This is a genomic window from Microcystis sp. M061S2, assembly GCF_020245605.1.
Taxonomy (GTDB): Bacteria; Cyanobacteriota; Cyanobacteriia; order Cyanobacteriales; family Microcystaceae; genus Microcystis.
This window is the reverse complement of record NZ_JADBUP010000057.1, coordinates 1-21626: the sequence shown is the minus strand read 5'-3', so window position 1 is coordinate 21626 and position 21626 is coordinate 1. Positions and strand designations below refer to the sequence as shown.

16 protein-coding genes are annotated in these 21626 nt (G+C 43.2%); 7 read left to right on the top strand and 9 right to left on the bottom strand.

From position 1 onward, the window contains the following. Positions 1-17 precede the first annotated feature (17 nt). From ndhI to nuoK, 3 genes are all read left to right on the top strand, one after another. Entirely contained in the window at positions 18-590 is a 573-nt protein-coding gene (gene ndhI / locus IM475_RS10275) for an NAD(P)H-quinone oxidoreductase subunit I (protein WP_002733194.1), read from the top strand. An 86-nt stretch (positions 591-676) separates the two neighbouring features. Next, entirely contained in the window at positions 677-1273 is a 597-nt protein-coding gene (locus IM475_RS10270) for an NADH-quinone oxidoreductase subunit J (RefSeq protein ID WP_002734810.1), read from the top strand. Between the two features lie 25 nt (positions 1274-1298). Continuing rightward, positions 1299-1604, top strand: a complete 306-nt coding sequence (gene nuoK / locus IM475_RS10265) for an NADH-quinone oxidoreductase subunit NuoK (protein WP_197533180.1) — start codon at positions 1299-1301, stop codon at positions 1602-1604. 68 nt (positions 1605-1672) lie between these two features. On the opposite strand, the gene lptC is transcribed toward nuoK, so the two are convergent. Both lptC and IM475_RS10255 read right to left on the bottom strand, forming a co-directional pair. Next, a complete protein-coding gene (gene lptC, locus IM475_RS10260) occupies positions 1673-2821 on the bottom strand; it encodes an LPS export ABC transporter periplasmic protein LptC (RefSeq protein ID WP_287727474.1) in 1149 nt (382 codons plus the stop codon). A 75-nt stretch (positions 2822-2896) separates the two neighbouring features. Then, a complete protein-coding gene (locus IM475_RS10255) occupies positions 2897-4087 on the bottom strand; it encodes an HhoA/HhoB/HtrA family serine endopeptidase (RefSeq protein WP_287727472.1) in 1191 nt (396 codons plus the stop codon). Between the two features lie 164 nt (positions 4088-4251). On the opposite strand from IM475_RS10255, the gene IM475_RS10250 reads away from it, so the two are divergent. The 3 genes from IM475_RS10250 to IM475_RS10240 all read left to right on the top strand — a co-directional run bounded on the left by IM475_RS10250 (position 4252) and on the right by IM475_RS10240 (position 7556). Then, a complete protein-coding gene (locus IM475_RS10250; protein ID WP_287727470.1) occupies positions 4252-5589 on the top strand; it encodes a Mur ligase family protein in 1338 nt (445 codons plus the stop codon). A 166-nt stretch (positions 5590-5755) separates the two neighbouring features. Further along, positions 5756-6559 carry a type 1 glutamine amidotransferase gene (locus IM475_RS10245; RefSeq protein WP_287727469.1) on the top strand — a complete coding sequence of 268 codons (804 nt, stop codon included), beginning with the start codon at positions 5756-5758 and terminating at the stop codon, positions 6557-6559. Between the two features lie 76 nt (positions 6560-6635). Next, positions 6636-7556, top strand: coding sequence for a hypothetical protein (locus IM475_RS10240; protein WP_287657433.1), 921 nt, complete (start codon positions 6636-6638; stop codon positions 7554-7556). Positions 7557-7642: 86 nt separating this feature from the next. Here the strand turns inward: IM475_RS10240 and IM475_RS10235 are convergent, their stop codons facing one another. The 7 genes from IM475_RS10235 to psaA form a co-directional block, all read right to left on the bottom strand. Continuing rightward, on the bottom strand, positions 7643-8386 hold the full coding sequence (locus tag IM475_RS10235; RefSeq protein WP_194018335.1) for a cupin domain-containing protein: 744 nt from the start codon (positions 8384-8386) through the stop codon (positions 7643-7645). A gap of 693 nt (positions 8387-9079) precedes the next feature. Then, positions 9080-11398, bottom strand: coding sequence for a dynamin family protein (locus tag IM475_RS10230; protein ID WP_287727468.1), 2319 nt, complete (start codon positions 11396-11398; stop codon positions 9080-9082). A gap of 12 nt (positions 11399-11410) precedes the next feature. Then, the gene (locus IM475_RS10225; protein ID WP_287657430.1) at positions 11411-12205 is read right to left on the bottom strand and encodes a hypothetical protein; all 795 of its coding nucleotides are present in this window, start codon (positions 12203-12205) and stop codon (positions 11411-11413) included. After that, positions 12195-14666: a dynamin family protein gene (locus IM475_RS10220; RefSeq protein WP_287727467.1), complete on the bottom strand. Its 2472-nt coding sequence runs from the start codon at positions 14664-14666 to the stop codon at positions 12195-12197. The genes IM475_RS10225 and IM475_RS10220 overlap by 11 nt, the downstream gene beginning before the upstream one ends. A 93-nt stretch (positions 14667-14759) precedes the next feature. Continuing rightward, positions 14760-15251 (bottom strand): DUF29 domain-containing protein, encoded by a 492-nt coding sequence (locus IM475_RS10215; protein ID WP_287657427.1) that lies wholly within the window; start codon positions 15249-15251, stop codon positions 14760-14762. Positions 15252-15305: 54 nt separating this feature from the next. After that, positions 15306-17519: a photosystem I core protein PsaB gene (gene psaB / locus IM475_RS10210; protein ID WP_287727466.1), complete on the bottom strand. Its 2214-nt coding sequence runs from the start codon at positions 17517-17519 to the stop codon at positions 15306-15308. A gap of 178 nt (positions 17520-17697) precedes the next feature. Then, the gene (gene psaA, locus IM475_RS10205; RefSeq protein WP_407069681.1) at positions 17698-19947 is read right to left on the bottom strand and encodes a photosystem I core protein PsaA; all 2250 of its coding nucleotides are present in this window, start codon (positions 19945-19947) and stop codon (positions 17698-17700) included. Between the two features lie 467 nt (positions 19948-20414). Here psaA and IM475_RS10200 point away from each other — a divergent pair. Next, positions 20415-21626: hypothetical protein (locus IM475_RS10200; protein WP_287727465.1), on the top strand; the 1212-nt coding region annotated here is incomplete at its 3' end.

Here is a 21626-nt window from a genome sequence, read left to right as displayed (position 1 = left end):
CTACCCCTCTGACCATCATGTTTAACATTCTCAAACAAGTCAGCGATTACGCCAAAGGTAGCATTCAAGCGGCGAAATACATTGGCGAAGGTTTATCCGTTACCTTCGACCATATGCGTCGTCGTCCGATTACCGTCCAGTATCCCTACGAAAAGTTAATTCCCTCGGAACGTTATCGGGGTAGAATTCACTTTGAGTTCGATAAATGTATCGCCTGTGAAGTTTGTGTGCGAGTTTGTCCGATTAATTTACCGGTAGTGGATTGGACTTTTAACAAGGAAATTAAAAAGAAAGAACTCAAACACTACAGTATCGATTTTGGGGTCTGTATTTTCTGCGGTAATTGTGTGGAGTACTGTCCGACTAATTGTTTGTCCATGACCGAAGAATACGAACTAGCGACCTATGATCGTCATGAATTAAACTATGATAACGTCGCCCTAGGCCGTTTACCCTACAAAGTCACCCAAGATCCGATGGTGACACCTCTGAGGGAATTAGGTTATCTGCCTAAAGGTGTTATCGAACCCCACGATTTACCCGCCGGTAGTCAACGCGCCGGTAAACGTCCGGAAGAAATTACTGATTAATTAGCAGTTAGCTATCAGCCGTCAGCCGTCAGAAGCTGATAACTAATAATTAATAACTCTCAAACATAAAAGGAGATGAAACTACTGTGAATTTAGCCGAGGGCGTTCAAATAGTATCTTTTGGCATTTTAGCAGCCCTGGTAATCGGGACAGCTTTAGGCGTGGTACTATTATCTAATATCGTTTATTCCGCCTTTTTATTGGGCGGTGTTTTTATCAGCATTTCCGGTTTATATCTCTTACTAAATGCTGATTTTGTAGCGGCGGCACAAATTCTAATTTATGTGGGTGCGATTAACGTTTTAATTCTCTTTGCTATTATGCTTGTTAACAAGCAAGAGGACTTTTCTGATATTCCTAAACGTTGGATTCGTCAGGCATCTACTGCTTTAGTTTGTGTTGGTTTATTTGTGCTGTTATCGACCATGGTTTTAATCACACCTTGGTCAATTTCTAGCACTTCTCCCGCCGTAGTAACTAATACTTTAGTAGAAATCGGTAAGCATTTCTTTAGTGATTTCTTGCTACCCTTTGAATTAGCTTCCGTGCTATTATTAATGGCCATGGTCGGAGCAATTATTTTAGCTCGTCGTGACCTTATCCCCACCCTGAAAGCTGAAGAACCTACGGCCACAGCCTTAACATTGCCCGAACGACCTAGAGAATTAACCGCCCCTAAATAAGACCAAAAAAAGAGGTATCATGCAGATTCAGTTAGAGTATTATTTGTTATTAGCGGCGGCTTTGTTTTGTATCGGAATTTACGGTTTAGTCACCAGTCGCAATGCTGTCCGGGTTTTAATGTCGATCGAATTGATGCTCAATTCTGTTAACATTAACTTAATGGGTTTTTCCAACTATCTTGACCCCGCTAATATCCGAGGCCAAATTTTTACTATTTTCGTGATTACCGTAGCGGCAGCCGAGGCAGCCGTGGGTTTAGCGATTATCCTTACCATCTATCGTAACCGCGACACCATCGATATGGAACAGTTTAACCTGCTCAAATGGTAAGCTTTTAAATATTTACCCCCCCTCTCTCCCTTTTCTGGGGAGAGTTTTTTTTGGTTAATTTTTCCCTGTTAACGGGGATAAATCTCGGTGACAACTCGATCGGGGGAGCTACTGGTAACAACAATGTTATTATCTTCTAAAGTGCCGATCGCTTTATCGCCAGTGAGATTAAATTTTGGTTCCTGTTGTTCATAGATAATATTCCCCTCGGCCTCGACAATTTTTTCCGACATTTTCCAAGTTAAGATCTGACTATACAATTGCGCCCCAGTTTTCTGATTAATTCCCTTAACCCCGTCCTTGAGATAAGCGATGCGATTGCCTAATTCCACCACCACACGATTACCGGTAATAGTGATTTGATCTTGATATTGAAAAATTTCCGTGGGGCGATCGGAAGTTAGGGTACGATTTTGATAGTTCCAAATTGCCTGAGAACCAGAAATCTGTAAAGGTGGTTCTAAAGAGCGATATTCGAGGTTTTCTTGGAGGATAACCTGATTATTTTTTCTTTCCCAACGACCGCCGATAGCAGTCAGGCGATCGATAATAGTTTTATCAATATAGCGATCAAAAGCGACTTTTTGATCGGTACTAATGACCTGTTGCGGAATTTCCCAGTACAGGCGCTCGGTTTGCAGGACGACACGAGATTCCTTGGCGGTGGCCACCACTTGACCTTGTAATTCTAGTTTTTCTTGGCGCGTGTCGTAGCGTCCTTGGCGGGCCTTGGCTTCTAGTTGTAGATGACTACCTTTGATCCCTTTGGAGGAGATTAAAATACCTTCCTTGGGTAGCCAACGCAATTCAGGCGCGTTAATAATGGCTTTATTGCGGGGATCTACAGCCACAATATTATCTTTGAGGAGAATTTCCTGGCCTTCCTTGTAAACTTCACCGCGGTCAGCACTAACCTGTAAAACCACTTTCCCATCTTGATAGATATTACCCTTGATATTTTCCAGACGGGCAATTTTTTGGTCTTGGGTGTAGGTAGCTTTTTTGACTTGAATTTTCCAAAGGGGTTGTCCCGAGGGGTTAGCCTGTTCTAACGTGGCATTATTGAGAATTAATCGGCCAGTTTCCTCGATTTTAGGCGATTCTGTCGGCGAAATTGTCGGCGGATCAGGCGGTTGACAGGCTGTTAATCCCAGCAAACCGATTAGAAGGGCAGCCCCGCGCCCAATTGATAATTTTAATTGTAACCGCTGCCTCAATTTCGATCGCTCCGTGCTATTTTCTCTCCTCCCAGTTTAGGGTAAGGGGTCGCCCCTTGACCGGTTGAAAGTAGTTTAATCGCTAGTCTTGCTGGGAAAAACCCCCGGTTGTACGGTGAGAGTTTGTTGTTTACCCCTGCGGTTAATCTCGATTTCCAGATTACCACCGATCGCACTGGTTTCTACACCTTGCTGCACATCCGCAGCGGTTTTAACGGGGTTTCCTGCCACAGTTTCGATGATATCACCCGCTTGCATTCCGGCTTTTTGGGCGGGGGAATTTTCCACCACTCGCAGGACGATTACCCCTTCATTTTGGTCAATATTAAAGTTTAATTCTTTAGTTTCGTTCAATTGCTGCCGTAATTCTGGGTTTAGCGTCACCATGTGGATACCGATGTAGGGATGTTCCGCTTTACCCTTGCTAGATAGCTGTCCCGCCACTTTTTGGGCGGTTTCGATGGGAATAGCAAACCCTAAACCCTGGGCATCGGCCCGAATTGCCGTATTAATGCCGATAACTTCCCCCTTGGCGTTTAGCAACGGGCCGCCGGAATTGCCGGGGTTAATAGCGGCATCGGTTTGAATAAAACGAACCCGTTTATCGGGAACCCCCACTTCGCTGCTAGTCCGGCCCAAGGCGCTAATAATACCCACTGTCACCGTATTATCCAGGCCTAGGGGATTGCCAATTGCGATCGCCCACTCCCCGGGGATTAAAGTTTCGGCCTTGCCAAAAGTCACCGTCGGTAAATTTTTCGCCTCGATTTTCACCAGGGCCACATCGGTCATATTGTCAACCCCCAGGACTTTACCCTGATGGGTTTGACCGTTTTTCAAAGTCACTTTTACTTGGGTTGTCCCTTCCACCACATGGGCATTAGTTAAAAGTAGTCCATCTGTACTGATTATAAACCCAGAACCGGTTCCCCGTTCCAAATGCTCCTTGGGAATCGGCACTTCATTACCAAAAAAGCGCCGAAAAAAGGGCTGTTTAAATTCTTCGGGAATTTGGTCGGCCACTTCCCGGGCCGAGTCAATCCGCACCACCGCCGGTCCAACTTTCTGCACGGCCTGGGCGATAAAATTAACATTACCGTCGTTTTGGGGAATAACAGGGAGAGAGAGGAAAGCGGGGACAATTGCCGGCGGTGTATTTACCTCTAGGGGCGCTTTTCTGCTTAAATACTGATTTCCTAGCACACCCACAGTACCACCTAGGGCGATTAATCCCAGTGAAATCCCCAATCTTGTCAATAAACCCATAAGCTCTAGCCCTAAAATGTCGTGTGCGGTAGAATCGGCGCCAAACTTACCTACAATTATAGGCTGTCTTTTTTGTCGGTAGGAAAGAATCAATGGGAACTTACCCCGTTTACCGGTCTTCTTTTAGCGGTAAAATCACGAAACAGCTATGAGAATCTCAGTTCATGCAATTGTTTGATCGCATCCGTTTAGGGGTAGCCGTAGCGGTGGCTAAAACCGTTACTGCTGTGGTTAAAGGACTCCGTTTAGGGGCAGCCAGCGTCTTGCCGGGGGAAATTGCCCGTCGTCTCCATCCCCGTTTGTTACCGCTACTCTGTGGGCAAATCCGACGGGGGGTAATCCTGGTGGTTGGCACGAATGGAAAAACTACCACTTCCCTACTGCTAAGAACTATTCTAGAGCGTCAGGGGGCAAAAGTCACCCATAATACCACCGGGGCGAATTTAATTAATGGTTTAATCACTGCTTTATTGGCCGATGCCAATTTATTCGGCACTTTAAAGGCTGATTATGCCATTTTAGAAGTGGATGAAAATATTCTTCCTTTGGTTTTAAAAGATTGTCGTCCTCGCGCTATTTTAGCTCTCAATTTGTTTCGCGATCAACTTGATCGCTATGGGGAAGTGGATACAATTAGTCGCCGTTGGCAAGGGGCCATATCTCCCCTACCCACCAATACTTTAGTGATTCTCAATGCTGATGATCCGACTCTTTCCCATTTGGGTCAACAACTGCCCCAAAGAGTTGTATATTTTGGCTTAAGTGAACCAGAATTATATCTGGAAGAAATTCCCCACGCTGTGGATTCTATTTACTGTCCTCAATGTGGTGCTTCTTTGGATTATCGCGGGGTTTATCTCTCCCATTTAGGGGATTTTAGTTGTCCTAGTTGTGGCTTTAAAAAGAGTAATCCTGCTTTTCATAGTCACGATTGGCCGCAGATTTTAATCGGTGTTTATAATAAATATAATACTTTGGCAGCGGGTTTAGTAGCCCAGGAATTGGGGATTAAAGATCGAGAAATTTTTGAGACAGTTCAGGGTTTTAAAGCGGCTTTTGGTCGAGCAGAAGAATTAGAAATTGAGGGTAAAAAAGTTAGAATTTTACTGTCTAAAAATCCCGTGGGTATGAATGAAACAATTCGCGCAGTGGCTGATATTTTACAGAAAGAAAAGTCTTCGACTACTCTCTTAGTTCTCAATGATCGCATCCCCGACGGGACGGATGTTTCTTGGATTTGGGATGTGGATACGGAAAAATTAACCCGTTTGGGAACAACTTTAGTAGTAACAGGTGATCGACTTTATGACATGGCTTTGCGCTTACAATATAGTCAGGATAGTCTCGCTTATCCCGTTAATTTAATTGTTGAATCCGATCTGAAAAAAGCGATCCAAATTGCCCTTAATAACACCAAAAATCAGGAAACTTTACATATTTTACCCACCTATTCTGCTATGTTAGAAGTACGAGAGATTCTCACGGGTCGAAAGATTTTGTAGAAATTAGAAAAGGGGTACATAAGCGCAAGGTTACATTAGCTTTTTTTGTGAGATGCTTACACGCAGTTGTTCATATATTTGTAATAATTTTTGATATTTCTACAAACTTGAGATGCAGCCTGTCTCTTATCCCCCATTTCCCCATTCCCTAATCCCCTAAAAAATTATGCAAGAACTAGAACTAAAAATTGGCTGGTTGTATCCTACCTTAATGAGTACCTACGGTGATCGAGGTAATGTTATTACTATTCAAAGAAGATGTCAATGGCGTGATATTGCTGTGACAATTATTCCCCTAGATGCTCAAACAGAAGCCGAGACATTTTATCAAGTAGATATAATTGTTGGGGGTGGGGCGCAGGATCGGCAACAGGAGATCGTTATGCGGGATTTACAGGGTAAAAAAGCGGCGGCGATGAAAGAACAATTATCGGCAGGAATACCGGGGGTTTTTACTTGTGGTTCCCCACAATTATTAGGACATTATTACGAACCAGCTTTCGGTCAAAGAATCGAAGGATTGGGATTATTAGACCTAGTAAGTAAACATCCCGGCCCCAATGGGAAACGCTGTATCGGTAACGTGGTTTTTGAAATTACGGCCTCTCCCTTAGCGGAGGAAATAAAAGCTATGACTGGGGAAAAACCGCTAGTAATTGGCTTTGAAAATCACGGGGGTCGTACCTATTTACAAACCGTTTCCCCCTTGGGAAAGGTGATTACTGGCTACGGAAATAACGGAGAGGACGGTTATGAAGGAGCATTTTACCACAATGCGATCGCTACCTATGCCCACGGTCCCCTACTACCCAAAAATCCCTTTTTAGCCGATTGGTTAATCCAAAAAGCTTTAGAACAAAAGTATCAAAAGCCCGTTTTTTTAACAAAACTTGATGATTCTCTGGCCCTGAAAGCAAGATTTGCCATGTTTGAACGACTAGAACTAACCGGCGTGACCAATAAAGCCTAAACTGGTCATATACACTTATGGCAGGAGATAGTCAAACTAGCCATTAAGAATTTTAATTCTGGCAGCTTATGAAATTATGACTGGAAAAATTATCGATCGTCAAACGGCGGGGTTTCTCGTCCTCATCATTCCCCTAGCGGTGCTAATCATCCTTGTTTTTACCGCTTGGCCATTGATCCTACTTGTCTTCCTCTTAACTCTGGCAGTCAAGGTGTGGCAAGACTATCGCTGGTCAAAATTATCGACGGTGATTAACCCCTATTTCAATCAACTTTTACAGGACAATCAAGGTTGTCTCACCCCGATTGACCTATCGGCAAAAGCCAATCTCACGGCCAAATTAGCCAGACAATTTTTAGACAAAAAAGCTGAGGAATTTGGGGCGCAAAAAAAAGCTGTAGGCGATAAGGGTATGGCCTATTACTTTATCACCGCCAGTACCCTGGGTAGTATTTTTGATGAGAGTGACCTCTCTTTAGAAGAAATAGAGGAAAAACAAGTTCCTGCGATTACTGCTTCGAGATCTCCCCTGACCAATTTAGAGCAATCGCAGGAGGCTAAATCCCCCCTGATTGTCGCCGAGAAAAGCGAAAATTCTGTCCCGGAGGTTGCTGTTATTTCCTCCTCCCAACCCCTGACTAATTTAGGTAAATTATTTGAGGAAAAAGAGGAAGAAAATACCGCAGCAATCTCTGTTCAAGAAACGGTAATTCAAGAACCGGAGGAGATAATTAATCCTAGTTTGAACAGTTCTGCCAGTTCTTTGTTCCAGTCAGAAACAGAGGTTAGGGAAGAATCACTGACCTCTGTTTCTGAAACCATCTCATCAATGAGTTTGGCGGATTTGGCTAAACGTTTAGGAGTTACCCCAGCCGTTTTGGGTAGAAACAAGAAAAATAAATCGGAAGCAGAATTTGCCGATTGGAGTCGCATCAGAGATCCCGATGGTATTGCTTGGAAATTTGACGCAAAAAACTCCCTATTTATGGCCAACTGATAGGTGATTTGTTTGGTTTTCTAGACAGGCTCAATGCCTGTCTTTTTTAACTCTACGTCCTACCCTCAATCCCATAGATGGTTGCTTCAGATTGTTTGAGGATGTTGGAAATCATCACCGACCACAAATCTTGCGGTTGTATCAGTAACAGGATAGGTTTTAACGTAAATGAGACAACCTGTTGTTGAGGAAGGACTGTAGGGGCAATTGGGGGGATATCTTAGCCAACTGCCTACTGGATAGCTACCTAATTCATCACTCCAGGTACCTTCAATGACAAAGATTTCTTTAATCTCAGTTTCGACAACATTCACCAACTGAGTGTTGGGCAGCCAACGCTCAATCCAGACTTTTTCTGAGAAATCTGCTTGCTCATAGAGGTGTTGAACCTTAATTTCAGGCACTATACCTGCTTGCCAGGAGCCATTAAAAATGTTGGTTCTCACTTGTTGGCGAGTTTTACCACCATGTTGCCGCAATTTAACAAAAGTCAGGCATCCTTCCTCACTATAGGGGCGATGGATAAAGCCTTCGGGGTTAAGCATATAAGTACCCGGTGGATGCACCCCTGTTTCATCTGCAAAATTGCCTTCAAGCACCAAAATCTCTTCACCACCGGGATGTCCGTGCAGCGGAAAAAAACCACCCGGATAGAATCGAGTCAGCATTGTTACTGGATGATCCTGGATTTCATGGTCAGACTCGAAACAGCCAAACCAAATTCCAGTAAAGTTTGTCTGAAACCAAGTTAATGATGTGGGAAGCACAGATACGCGGCTTAGTAGGTTTACGTGAACTTTTTGGGGTTTCCACAGAGATTGAGCAGTCATCTTTCCTGAATTTAATTTTTTTGCGTCGAAAAATTATTTGGCATTATTCTTCTACCTAAGAATACTATGTAAGCAGTTATACCTTCAAGTTTCCGAGTTCATCTACTCTCATTAAGAACTTCGGAACAGGAAATACGCAGAACTCGAGCGCGATAGCTTTTTAGTCCAGCTAACGGCTAAGTTATGCCATGCTTCTCATCGACAAGAAGGTGATCGTCTTAATTCTTAAGCATGGCCGACAATCTCATGGAATGGAATGAACACTAGGTTCGTTTCATTCTCTCAAATCCTTATCTGGCAACGTTTTTAGTCGATTTCTCGGAATAAATATCTGAAAATTTTTCAAAACGTCGTGCTTTGTAGGTTGACATGAATCAACCTAAAAAGGGTTTTGCGCTTTTTTTCGCCAAAAAATTGCAAAAAACAAACGTTGAGAAATGGCAATGGGGACTCAAAACCCTTGCACTTTCGCTCTTCGATTAGGAAGGGTTCCATTTCCAGGCACGCGAGGTCATTCTGTTATTCTGACTTCCCCTCCCGACGACCGGCTACTGACGACCGACTCCTAACCCCACCAACAAACTTTTTGCCGCAAACCCTAATTAGAGACTAGCGAAGCTTAATCCACATCCCCAAATCACCGTAATTCACCGCCATCGTCGCAATAATAGCGGTGCTTTGCTATAGCTAACGCTACTGAGAGGAACTATTTCTTTTCAAGGCAATTGCTAATTGTCTCAGTCGTTCACTAACTTCTAAATTAAATTCTTGAGATTGCAAATTAGCGGGTAATTCTGCTACAAGCTGAGGATTCTCTTTATACCATTCGTTTTGAGCGACACCTGCCCATGTTCCTTCTTTTTCTCGAAAAATATCCACTAATCCTCTTAATTCTTGAATACAGTAGGACTCAAATCCTGCAGCTTCAAAAATACCATGGCGTAGATATTCTTCAAAAGCGTTAATATCATTAGTTACTTCAAAGGTAACAACCTCTCTGGGTGGGGTTAATTGGTCAGCCAAATCGATCCAATTAACCCCAACTGTATCTACTGTCATTCCGATAACGTTTTTGGCAATTTCTGTTACACCTAACACCTGTTGACGAAGACTAGGATTAAAGAGTAAATCAGAACCATATTTAACGTATTTTTTTAAGACTCTAAAAGCAGGTTCATCTCCTTGATAATAGTTATCAATCAGTTCCACATCAGCCCCTAAGGATTTGACAATTTGGCTGCGGGTATCACTGTTAACAGGACCGCGAATTAATGCTTCAGCAACGGGACGAGCAAATCTTAAAAATAACACTGATAAGCTATTTTCTAAGCGAGTTAAAAACTCCTGTTCTGAATAACCAATAAGTCGTTCTTTTACTTGAGAACTTCCCCATAATAAAGAGGACATATAATCGACTAATTTTAAGGCTTCATCTTTTAATTCTGCCGCTAATTGTCGAGCAAGGGCAGCCAAAAATGTTCTAACATCCCCATACAAGTCATCCCGCCAAGCATAATTAGCTCTTACTTTGTCGAAGTCTGGAAAAGAATTTGCGTCAAAAATAATTTCTTTTTTTCTTAAAGTTTCCTGTCTTAATTTTGCCATTTCACTGGCTAAAAGTTGCCCGTAGCGTTCTTTAAACTTTTCGATACTACTAGAAGATTCGTTATTAACTTTTTCTAAGGGTTTGTTAATGGCAGATGTTTCATAAAAGTTTTGTAAATCAGCTTTTATCTGTTCCCATTTTCTATGCCACCATTCTGAAAAATCAATTCTTCTTCTCTCTTCTTCAAAGCGTTGTGCTTCTTCAGGATTTTCGGGAAATCTTTGACTGACAAGATGATGAATATCCTCTGAGGTGCTGAGAATTTTATCTATGGAAGCTTCACAGCGTTTCTTGAGAATTGCCACTCGCTCAGTATTAATATAATTAAAGATTTTTTGTTTAATTTCAGGGATTCCTGTAGCTTGAGTTTTTAACATTTCATCATCTATAATTTCAGTTAAAGTTTTTAATTTATCTTGAATATTGCTGGCTTTTCCGATTTCTAATTGAGTATGTTCTTCCGCCAGATTATTTAAGATTAAATAAGCTCCTGCTGAACCAGAAACAATGCGATTAACCGGTAAATTAGCGCGTTTTAACCAATCCTGAGAGGCTTCTGTAATATGAGTTTTCAGGGCTTCTGGACTACCAAGAGAGTCAATATGACTTAAAAAGACAAATAATTTATCAGCAATGGTGACATTCTTATCACCTTGTTCTGTAAATTTAATAATTTCTAATTCGGCTTCTCTAATACTGCGAAAACGCTGAATCACGATGACTGCATCACAGTCGGATAACATTTGTTGGGCTTCATCAACGTGCTTGGCTAACCCAGAATCTGAACCAGGGACATCATAAAAGACGATTCCTTCTGCTTGAGCGAGTTTATTGGTATAAAGTCGGGCTTCTAGGACTGCATGGGCGTATTTTTCATCGGCAACGTATTTTTTTAGTTTTTCTCGGATGTCTTCTAGTCGAGTAAAAGGAATAACTAAATTACCTTCTCGTCTGACTTGTTGTAGGGTGATTTCGTTTTCTCTAATGGTGTTTAAGTCTTCTTTTGCGCCAACGGTTTCTAATTCTTTGAGGAGATGAATAAATTGTTCTTCGCTGCGGGTTTGCACTTCTAATCTTTGTTCAGATTCGCTTTTAACGGAATAAATTTGAGTGGTGGTAAAGGTACATCTTCCTCCTTTGGCAGGAAGTAAATCACATTCTAACCATGCGTTAATAAAGGTACTTTTTCCAGCCTTTTCTAAGCCAACCACAGCAATACGAAATTCTCTTTTTCTCAGTCTTTCGAGTTGACGGTTAGCAGATATTGCCTCTTGCATGAGGATTTCTGTTAATTGAGAAGGAACTTCAGCTTGGGGAAGTTTAGCTAAGTCAACGGCAAAATGTTGGATATTTAAGACATCACTGAGACGGGTTTCATAGTAGGATGAGGCAGATTTCCAATCCATTCAGTTAACTCCTTAAATACGGTTGAATTTTCTGAGAACAGACGCATCTTTCAAGCGACCTAGATCGATAATTTCACCCTCTGTATTCTTAGGTATATCCCTTTTAATAACATATTTAGTTTCTGCACCAATGATATCTTGTCCATTGGGTATGTCAATCCTAATATAAAATTTAAGTTGACTGTCTGGTGAAATTTCTTGAACAATTGTCTCTATAATTTTTTCATCAGCTTCCTCTTTTCTAATACATAAAAATTCTGGAGCAGATTCAATTAGTTGAATGATTTTCTCTCTATTTATCCGCATTCCTACAATTAAGTCATAAACTGCTGATGCAGGAACAGCTAGACAAATCGCTGTAGGAATAGGTTGGCTAGGAGGTACAGGAGGACGTGTGTTTTGTTCGTGGGACTTCCTTAACAATTTTTGAGTAGAATATATTCCGATTAAGATAACAGCAGCGAGTACAATTAATTCCATTTTGTCCTCATTATCATCTAGGGATTTGCGAAATGGTCTGGAGACATTTTTAAAAATTTCTCCCCCCGTTTTAAGGATAGGGGATTCTTTAACAGGTTTTTGTTTATTGATAGAAATTGTATATATAATATCATCAGATAAATCTAAATCATCATCTAAAGAAGCATTTTTTTTAACACCATATTCTTGACAAAGTTCCTGGGCTTGGCTTGTATCTAAAATCAAATAAATGACAGAACTTAAAGTACCTACTTCCTGTCTTTTAATGTGAGGAAAAACTTGTTCAAAAATTTGCTTATATCTGGTTTCAAAGTATTCAACTACCACTGGAATCAGCCTCCTTTTCAAAATTACCTAGTCGAGAAAATTCTTCCTCTAATCTTTTCGCTCTTTGTTGCATAGGTTGCCACACATTTTGCTGTTTTTCATAATCAAAAGTAATCTCCTGTCTAGCCTTTTCTAGTCTATCCCGATACTGATCAAAAATATCATTTTGAGTTTTATCTACACTTTTTTTTAAATCGTCAATTTGTGCTAATAGCCATTCTATTACTTGCTTTAACATCTCAGGTTCAACTTCTTGTAACTGTTTTTTCCAGTCGGCTAAAATTTCTCCTATACTTGGAATTTTTGCATTATCGCTAAAGCGTTTTTCCTTTTTGGGAATTATCCATAACCAATGTTTCCAAGTTCTATATTCTTCAATATATTTTTCTTTTTTAATTTCAAAGTCCGAGTCAAACTTAACAAAATCAAATTTTAGATTATCTGTAACTTTGTTTAACTCTGATTCTGGAAATCTAATCACAATATCAGGAGCGCGTTCATTAGAACCTTTTTCTAAATAAGCAAGATGACAGATGAATAATTCATTTACCGCTTCATACATTCGCTGAATCTCTTGGGTAGAAATTTTATCCAACACTTGCGCTATAATCAGACTAAGATGAATAGACAGTTCGTTAAGTGCATCATTTGTTTGCTTAAGCTTCTCTTTTTCTTCCTGAGTTTTTGCCACCACATTTTGTCCATTTTTGGCGAAATAATGACTATAGCCCAGTTGGATTAATCTTCTCAGATTACCCTCTAGCAAGTTAACATTGACAATATTAGCTTTTTTAAAATTAGGATGATCTAGGGTAACTCTGCCATTTTCTAAAGATTCTGCTACTGCTTCTAAAATCTGGTCAACTCCTCTCCCCAGAGCATTTCTCCAATCATAGAGAGGGACTAATTTTTCTTCAATTTCATTATAAGGTTCAGTAAATTGAAGATCGGTAATAGCTTCTGTTAATATAGAAAGGGGATCATCTTCTGTTTGTTGGTTTATATACTCCTTACAGGTTTGATTAATTTTTTCAAAAGGCTTTCGTAAATTAGCATCACTCACTTGCAGAAATTGATCTAAGGAAGATTTAATCCATGAGATTTTTTCTATTTCCTGTTGATAATTTTCTTCCGAACTATTTAGAATTGCCGTGGTAGTTTGTACTGCCCATTGTGCAATACTATTTCCTGCCGCTACATTAATTTTTTCTATAGCTTGGGGAATAACTAATTTAGGAAAATGTTCTGCTATATGCTTGCTTAGTTTCTTTTCAAATTCTTCTGCATAGGATTGTTTGAATAACTCTTTGGCAATTTGTTCTTGTTGAGAGATAGTCCATTGTTTAGGATCAAGACTTAAGTTTCCTCGCTTCATGATTTCCTTAATTAAAACTTGAAAGTTATCTCTGGCTTGCTCATAGGGTTTTAATACTTTCTCAAGTCTGGTTTGATCATGCTCTGACCAATTTTCCTCTCTTGTAGGTAATTCCTCTAACAGATCCTGAAGCAATTTCTTATTATCCTGAATTTGTAAAGCTAATAAGGCTGGCCATGTACTCAGTTTTACAATTCTCAAATTTTCAATATCTTTTGTATATTCTCTTAAATTCTCGATCAGTTTTTCCTTAATGTTTTCAGTCGTTTCTTCAACAAACTCACTTTCACTTTCTTGCCAATCATCATCTGATCTGAATATATCAATTCGATTTAAAATAAATAGCATTCTTGCAGGAGAGCCGCCTAAATCTTTAACTTGATCAACAACTTCTGATAACAGTTTATCAACTTTATAAGCATCTGTTTCTGCGCTGTTATATGTTACTAAACATAAAGCTTCACGACATTGTTTGATAATCCCAAGATTTCCCTCATCTCCTACATAAGATAACCCGGGTAAATCTAATAATTTAACTCTAACCCCTTTAGGCAATTCTAAGAAACTTTCATCTTTAACCAGTCTAAAAGGATAATAAATAATAGAGCGAGGATAAGCTAAATCAGGTTGTTTTTTTCTGGCTTTAATATAAGCCTTCATTAACTGTTTTAAGCGACTATAAATATCTTCGTCGCTAATCTTTTCCCATTTCCCGCATTCCCACAACGCCCCCGGTGTTTTTTCAATAATTAAAGTCTTTTCTTCGCTATACTCAACGGTAACTGTTCCTGCACTCATTTCTCGCTGTGCCATCGGCACAATATCAGCACCACAGAGGAAATTCACTAAGGTACTCTTACCACTGCTCGTCGTGCCAGTCGTCGCTAAAATCAGGGTAGGATGGCGCAATTCATTGATTAACACTTCTAAAGCTTTCTCTAGGTTACTAGAAAGTTCGTGGATTTCACCATGATAGGATTCAGGCAAATGCTGAATAATCTCCGTTTTGAAGTCACCCCAATAACCCGCTAGAAGGTTAGCTTTATTTTCCACTGCTTGGAAAACTTCGTAAGATTTTTGACCCATAATACTCTATCGCTGACAGAATAAGCTGATTCAAGAATAAGCCACAACTTCATTATAACGATAATTTTTTTTCTTGCCTTTAATTCTCGTGTTCTAAACTGGCAAAAAATCAAAATCTATAATTTCCGCAAAGGTATAAGGACAAACTTGCGGAAACGTATCAACAGATAAACCAGTTTTTTTGATCACCGATCGCTTGGCTTTATCATAAATTATATCTAACCTAGAAGCCCCATAATTGTAGAGGGTTTTTGACTGGAATAAAATTTCTAGTTCTAGACGAAAATTATCGATTTTATCGGCCCATCCCCAGCCACAATTGCCTTTTTCAGTCAGCCAATACTGATACATCAATAAATGTTTAACGGTTTGAATTAGATAGCTTTCCACTTGGTTTCTTTGTTCTCTCCCCAAATCTTCTATCTCCGTTAAAAGATGTTCCCAATCTAAATTTTTCATCTCCCCGCGTCGAATTTGTTCGGTGGTTCGCTCAATCCACAAAACAAAGTCCTGATCATAAAGTTGTTTTAATTCTTCCACCTGCATAGATTTTTGGGATTGAGCCGTGTTTTTATGATCAATCATCAACAAAACCCCCCACCAATGGGCGGGGGGTTTTTTAGTCACCTAATTCAAGGTTTAGCCGAACTTGCCAGCAGTGGAGGCGATCAAGAAGGCGGCGTAGGTGAAGATATAGCCAACGGTGAAGTGAGCTAAACCAACCAAACGAGCCTGAACGATCGAGAGAGCCACGGGTTTGTCTTTCCAACGAACGAGGTTCGCCAGAGGAGTACGTTCGTGGGCCCAAACGATAGTTTCGATCAACTCTTGCCAGTAACCACGCCAAGAGATCAGGAACATGAAACCGGTTGCCCAAACGAGGTGTCCAAAGAGGAACATCCAGGCCCAGACAGAAAGGTTATTAACACCGTAGGGGTTGTAACCGTTGATTAACTGAGCCGAGTTAGCCCAGAGGTAATCGCGGAACCAGCCCATCAGGTAGGTGGAGTTTTCGTTAAACTGAGCCACGTTACCCGACCAGACACCGAGGTGTTTCCAGTGCCAGTAGAAGGTTAACCAACCCAGGGTGTTCAACATCCAGAACATGGCTAGATAGAAGGAATCCCAAGCAGAGATGTCGCAAGTACCGCCACGGCCGGGACCGTCGCAAGGGAAGGAATACCCGAAGTCTTTTTTATCGGGCATTAATTTGGAACCACGAGCGTCTAAAGCACCTTTAACCAGGATTAGAACGGTGGTGTGTAAACCAAGAGCGATCGCATGGTGAACGAGGAAGTCGCCAGGACCGATGGTTAAGAATAAGGAGTTAGTGCCGCTATTGATCGCGTCTAGCCAACCGGGTAACCAAACATCACCGTAGTTGGGATAGGCGGTGTAAGCGATGCTATCGGGGTTAGACAACAGTACGTTCATGCCGTACAGGGTTTTACCCGAAGCTGCTTGCACGAATTGAGCGAACACAGGTTCGATCAGGATTTGTTTTTCGGGAGTACCGAAAGCGACGACGACATCGTTATGAACGTAGAGGCCGAGGGTGTGGAAACCTAAGAAAAGGGAAACCCAGCTTAGGTGAGAGATGATCGCTTCTTTATGCTCCAGCATCCGCGCCAGCACGTTATCTTTGTTCGCTTCGGGATCATAGTCACGCACGAAGAAGATAGCACCGTGGGCGAAAGCACCCACCGCTAGGAAACCAGCGATGTATTGGTGGTGGGTATAAAGAGCCGCTTGGGTGGTGTAGTCCTTAGCGATAAAGGCATAAGAGGGTAGCGCGTACATATGCTGCGCCACCAGAGAGGTGATCACGCCTAAAGAAGCCAGGGCCAAACCGAGTTGGAAGTGGAGAGAGTTGTTAACCGTGTCATAAAGATTTTTGTGACCGGCTCCTAACTTACCACTGGGGGGTTTGTGGGCATTGAGGATGTCCTTAATGCTGTGACCGATGCCCCAGTTGGTGCGGTACATATGACCAGCCACAATGAAGATCACAGCGATCGCCAAGTGGTGGTGAGCTATATCGGTTAACCAGAGGGACTCGGTTTGGGGATGGAAACCACCTAAGAAGGTGAGAATCGCAGTTCCTGTGCCTTGGGCAGTACCGAAAATGTGGTTAGCAGTGTCGGGGTTTTCTGCATACACACCCCAGTCACCGGTGAAGAAGGGTAGTAAACCCGCCGGGTGGGGAGGAGTAGAGAGGAAGTTGTCCCAACCAACGTGCTGACCGCGGGATTCGGGGATAGCAACGTGAACGAGGTGTCCGGTCCAAGCCAGAGAGCTAACACCGAACAGAGCGGCGAGGTGGTGGTTCAGGCGAGATTCAGCGTTTTTGAACCAAGCGAGGCTAGGACGGAACTTAGGTTGTAAGTGTAACCAGCCAGCAAAGAGGAAAATCGCCGAGAGAATCAGCAGGAACACCGCACCTTGGTATAGGTCTTGGTTGGAGGTCATACCGATGGTGTAGAACCAGTGGTAAACCCCGGAATAGGCGATGTTAACAGGGTTAGAAGCGCCAGCTTGGGTGAAGGCATCTACCGCGCCTTTACCGAACTGGGGATCCCAAATCGCGTGGGCGATGGGACGGATGTTTAAGGGATCTTTGATCCACTGCTCGAAGTTACCTTGCCAAGCGACGTGGAATATCGTACCGGAAGTCCACAGGAAAATGATTGCAATGTGGCCGAAGTGGGACGCGAAAATCTTTTGGTAGAGATTCTCTTCCGTCATGCCATCATGACTTTCAAAATCGTGGGCTGTGGCGATCCCGTACCAAATCCGACGGGTAGTCGGATCTTGGGCTAGATCTTGGCTAAATTTAGGGAATTTAGTTGCCATAGCTGTTTAGGAAATTCTCCTCTCTAAATAACTGAGGCTCTTACACGAGTGCTGGTTATTTCCTTTTTTAAATTCACCCACTGTAATAGGAAACGCTTACAGTGGTATCGGTCAATCGACGCTGGTTCAGCCTAGGCTTGCCAATCTACGGGGGACTGGCAAGCCCTTATAGGCAAGTTTAGCCAATCGAGAGACTTCTGGCCAAGAAGAATGCCCAAGTGGTGACAATACCGCCTAAGAGGTAGTGAGCCACACCAACGGCACGACCTTGAATGATGCTCAGGGCGCGAGGTTGGATAGCGGGGGCAACTCTTAACTTGTTGTGCGCCCAGACGATCGACTCGATTAATTCTTGCCAGTAGCCGCGACCACTGAACAGGAACATCAAGCTAAACGCGAAGACGAAGTGACCGGCTAGGAACATGATTCCGTAGGCAGACAGGGCAGAGCCATAGGAGTTAATCACTTGAGCTGCTTGCGCCCAGAGGAAATCGCGTAACCAACCGTTGATGGTGATGGCACTTTGAGCGAAGTTACCGAGGGTAACGTGGGTGACAGTGCCATCGGGGGCGACGGTTCCCCAGACATCGGACTGCATTTTCCAGCTAAAGTGGAAGATTACGACCGAGATGGAGTTGTACATCCAGAACAGGCCGAGGAAGACGTGATCCCAACCCGAAACTTGGCAGGTACCGCCGCGACCGGGACCATCGCAGGGGAAACGGAAACCGAGATTCGCTTTATCGGGAATCAGACGAGAACCGCGAGCGTAGAGAACCCCTTTGAGGAGAATCAACACGGTGACATGGATGGTGAAGGCGTGGATGTGATGCACGAGGAAATCGGCAGTACCGAGAGTGATCGGCATCATGGCCACTTTGCCACCCACTGCTACTACGTCGCCACCGAAAGCATAACTAGCGGTAGTGAGAGCGTTAGGAGCGGTGTTGCCGGGGGCTAGGGTGTGGAGACTTTGTACCCATTGGGCAAAGATGGGTTGTAGTTGAATTCCCGTATCCGAGAACATATCTTGGGGACGACCAAAAGCCCGCATGGTGTCGTTGTGAATGTATAAACCGAAGCTATGGAAGCCGAGGAAAATACATACCCAGTTCAGGTGGGAGATAATTGCATCGCGATGACGGATCATCCGATCGAGCAGGTTATCCACGTTTTTGGCCGGATCGTAGTCCCGTACCATGAAGATCGCTCCGTGCGCTCCCGCACCGACGATTAAGAAGCCACCGATCCAAGTGTGGTGAGTAAACAAGGATAGTTGGGTGGCGTAGTCAGTCGCCTGATAGGGATAGGGCGGCATGGCGTACATATGGTGGGCCACGATGATGGTTAGCGAACCTAAGAGAGCAAGGTTAATCGCTAACTGGGCGTGCCAAGAGGTGGTCAGGATTTCGTACAGTCCTTTGTGACCTTGACCGGTGAAGGGACCTTTGTGGTTTTCGAGGATTTCCTTCATGCTGTGACCGATACCCCAGTTGGTACGGTACATATGACCAGCAATGATGAATAATACAGCGATCGCCAAGTGATGGTGAGCGGTATCGGAAAGCCAGAGACCACCGGTGACGGGGTTCAAGCCACCTTTGAAGGTGAGGAAATCCGAGTAAGCACCCCAGTTAAGGGTAAAGAAGGGGGTCAAACCCTGGGCGAAACTGGGATATAACTCCGCCATCTTGCTCGGTTCGAGGATGAACTCGTGGGGCAAGGGGATGTCTTGGGGAGCGACTCCAGCATCGAGGAGTTTGTTCACCGGTAAAGAAACGTGAATCTGATGACCGGCCCAACCTAGGGAACCTAAGCCGAGTAAACCCGCCAAGTGGTGGTTCATCATCGATTCCACGTTTTGGAACCATTCCAGTTTCGGTGCGCTTTTGTGGTAATGGAACCAACCGGCAAACAGCATCAGGCCCGCCATAACTAAACCACCGATAGCGGTGCAGTATAGCTGATAGCTGTTGGTGAACCCGGAGGCGCGCCAGAGGTAGAACAGACCAGAGGTGATCTGAATACCGTGGAAACCACCGCCCACATCGCCGTTGAGGATGCCTTGACCGACGATCGGCCAGACCACTTGGGCGCTGGGTTTGATGGCGAGCGGGTTGGTTAACCAAGCTTCATAGTTAGAAAATTTCGCGCCGTGGAAGTACATTCCACTCAGCCAAACGAAGACAACGGCGAGATGTCCGAAGTGGGCGCTGAAGATTTTCCGAGAAATATCTTCGAGATCGCTGGTTTGACTATCAAAATCGTGGACGTTGGCGTGTAGGTTCCAAATCCAGGTAGTGGTTTTGGGTCCTTTGGCTAAAGTGCGATCAAAATGCCCCGGTTGACCCCACTTCTCAAAGGAAGTAGGTACTGGGTCTTTATCTACAATCACTTTAGCTACCGCCTCTTTGGGGGGGAGTGCCATGAGGATTCTCCTCTCTCGACAATAGACTTAGCGTTTTATTTGAGGATAGATTTTTTAACCTAAAAAAGGCAAGTTGAAATCTGACCCACCTTTTGTTAATGTCGCTTGACTTTCCTCTTGGGTGAGATTCCAGTCGAAAGCATCAATAGTAGATGATAAGTCTTTGTTCTCTTGTCTGTTCGTTATGCTTAACAATAATTAAAATTCTCTTAATCCTTGATAGGAGAGACGTTTTCTGCTATGGACGGTCTTAGTCAGGGTCTGACTGGTAATTTTTCTTTACAAAAGTTTATTAATTGTCGCTGCGGAAGCCAATTTCCCCCTTTTCTCCCTCACCAGACCATATAGAAAATTCAATAGATAGATTCTCAAAAAACAATCAAACAATTCTGTAAAATTGAGGCCATGACCTCATCTTCTCGCGCTTTTGCTGACACCAGAGCATTCAATGACTCTAGCAAAAATCAATGGTTTGTATAGATTTTGGCCTTGGCTCTAGGAGGAACGTGCTATCCCTACTACATAAATTAATCCCAGTCAAAACCCTTCATATATGTCTTGTGATCGGTTTACTGACCACCCTGTTAACCGCCTGTGGCGATCGCTTGACGGCTACCAATCTCCCCACTTCGGAAACCTCTAATCTTCCCGTCGTCCAAGGCCGCATTTCTGAGGTTGCCCCCCCGGTCCTAATTCAGGAACTGCGCCCCAGTTTAGAGCGTTACGCTCCCCAAGTAACGATTCTCAGTCCTCTGGCCGAACAAGTTTTCGATGACCCTCAGGTGACAGTTAAGCTACAAGTGTCGGATCTACCAATTTTCCAAGACGATACCCTGAAATTAGGACCCCACTTGAGCCTAATTGTCGATAATGAACCAGCAGCAGCCATTTACGACCTCAAGCAACCGATTATCCTAGAAAATCTTGCCCCCGGTACTCATACCCTGCGCGTCTTGGCCCTGCGTCCTTGGCAGGAAAGTTTTAAAAATGATGGGGCATTTGCTGAAACAACCTTTCATATTCTGACAAAAACAGGCAAAAATGCCCCTGATCATAACTTACCCCTGTTAACCTACAGTAGTCCGCAAGGAATCTACGGTGCAGAACCGATCCTGCTCGATTTTTATCTGAGTAATGCTCCTCTACGTCTGTCCAATACTGCCAACGGGGATAATAATCTTCAAGATTGGCGCATTCGTGTCACTGTCAACGGTGAAAGTTTTCTGCTTGATACTTGGGAACCAATCTATCTCAAGGGTTTTGCCAAGGGCAATAACTGGGTACAACTAGAATTCATCGATGGTAAGGGAAATAAAGTCGAAAACGAGTTTAATACCAGCGTGCGCGTGATTAGCTTTGATCCCTCTTACCAAGACGGCCTCAGTCAATTAGTCCGTGGCGATTTATCCCCTACAATTGCCCGTAGCATTGTTGATCCCAACTATAAAACCATTCCCAGTCTAGAGGAAGAAACTCCCGTTATTGAGCCAGAAAGCCCAATAGTGGAAGAAACTCCTGTTATTGAGCCAGAAACCCCTATAGTGGAAGAGACCCCCGTTATTGAGCCAGAAAGCCCAATAGTGGAAGAAACTCCTGTTATTGAGCCAGAAAGCCCAATAGTGGAAGAAACTCCTGTTATTGAGCCAGAAAGCCCAATAGTGGAAGAATCTCCTGTTATT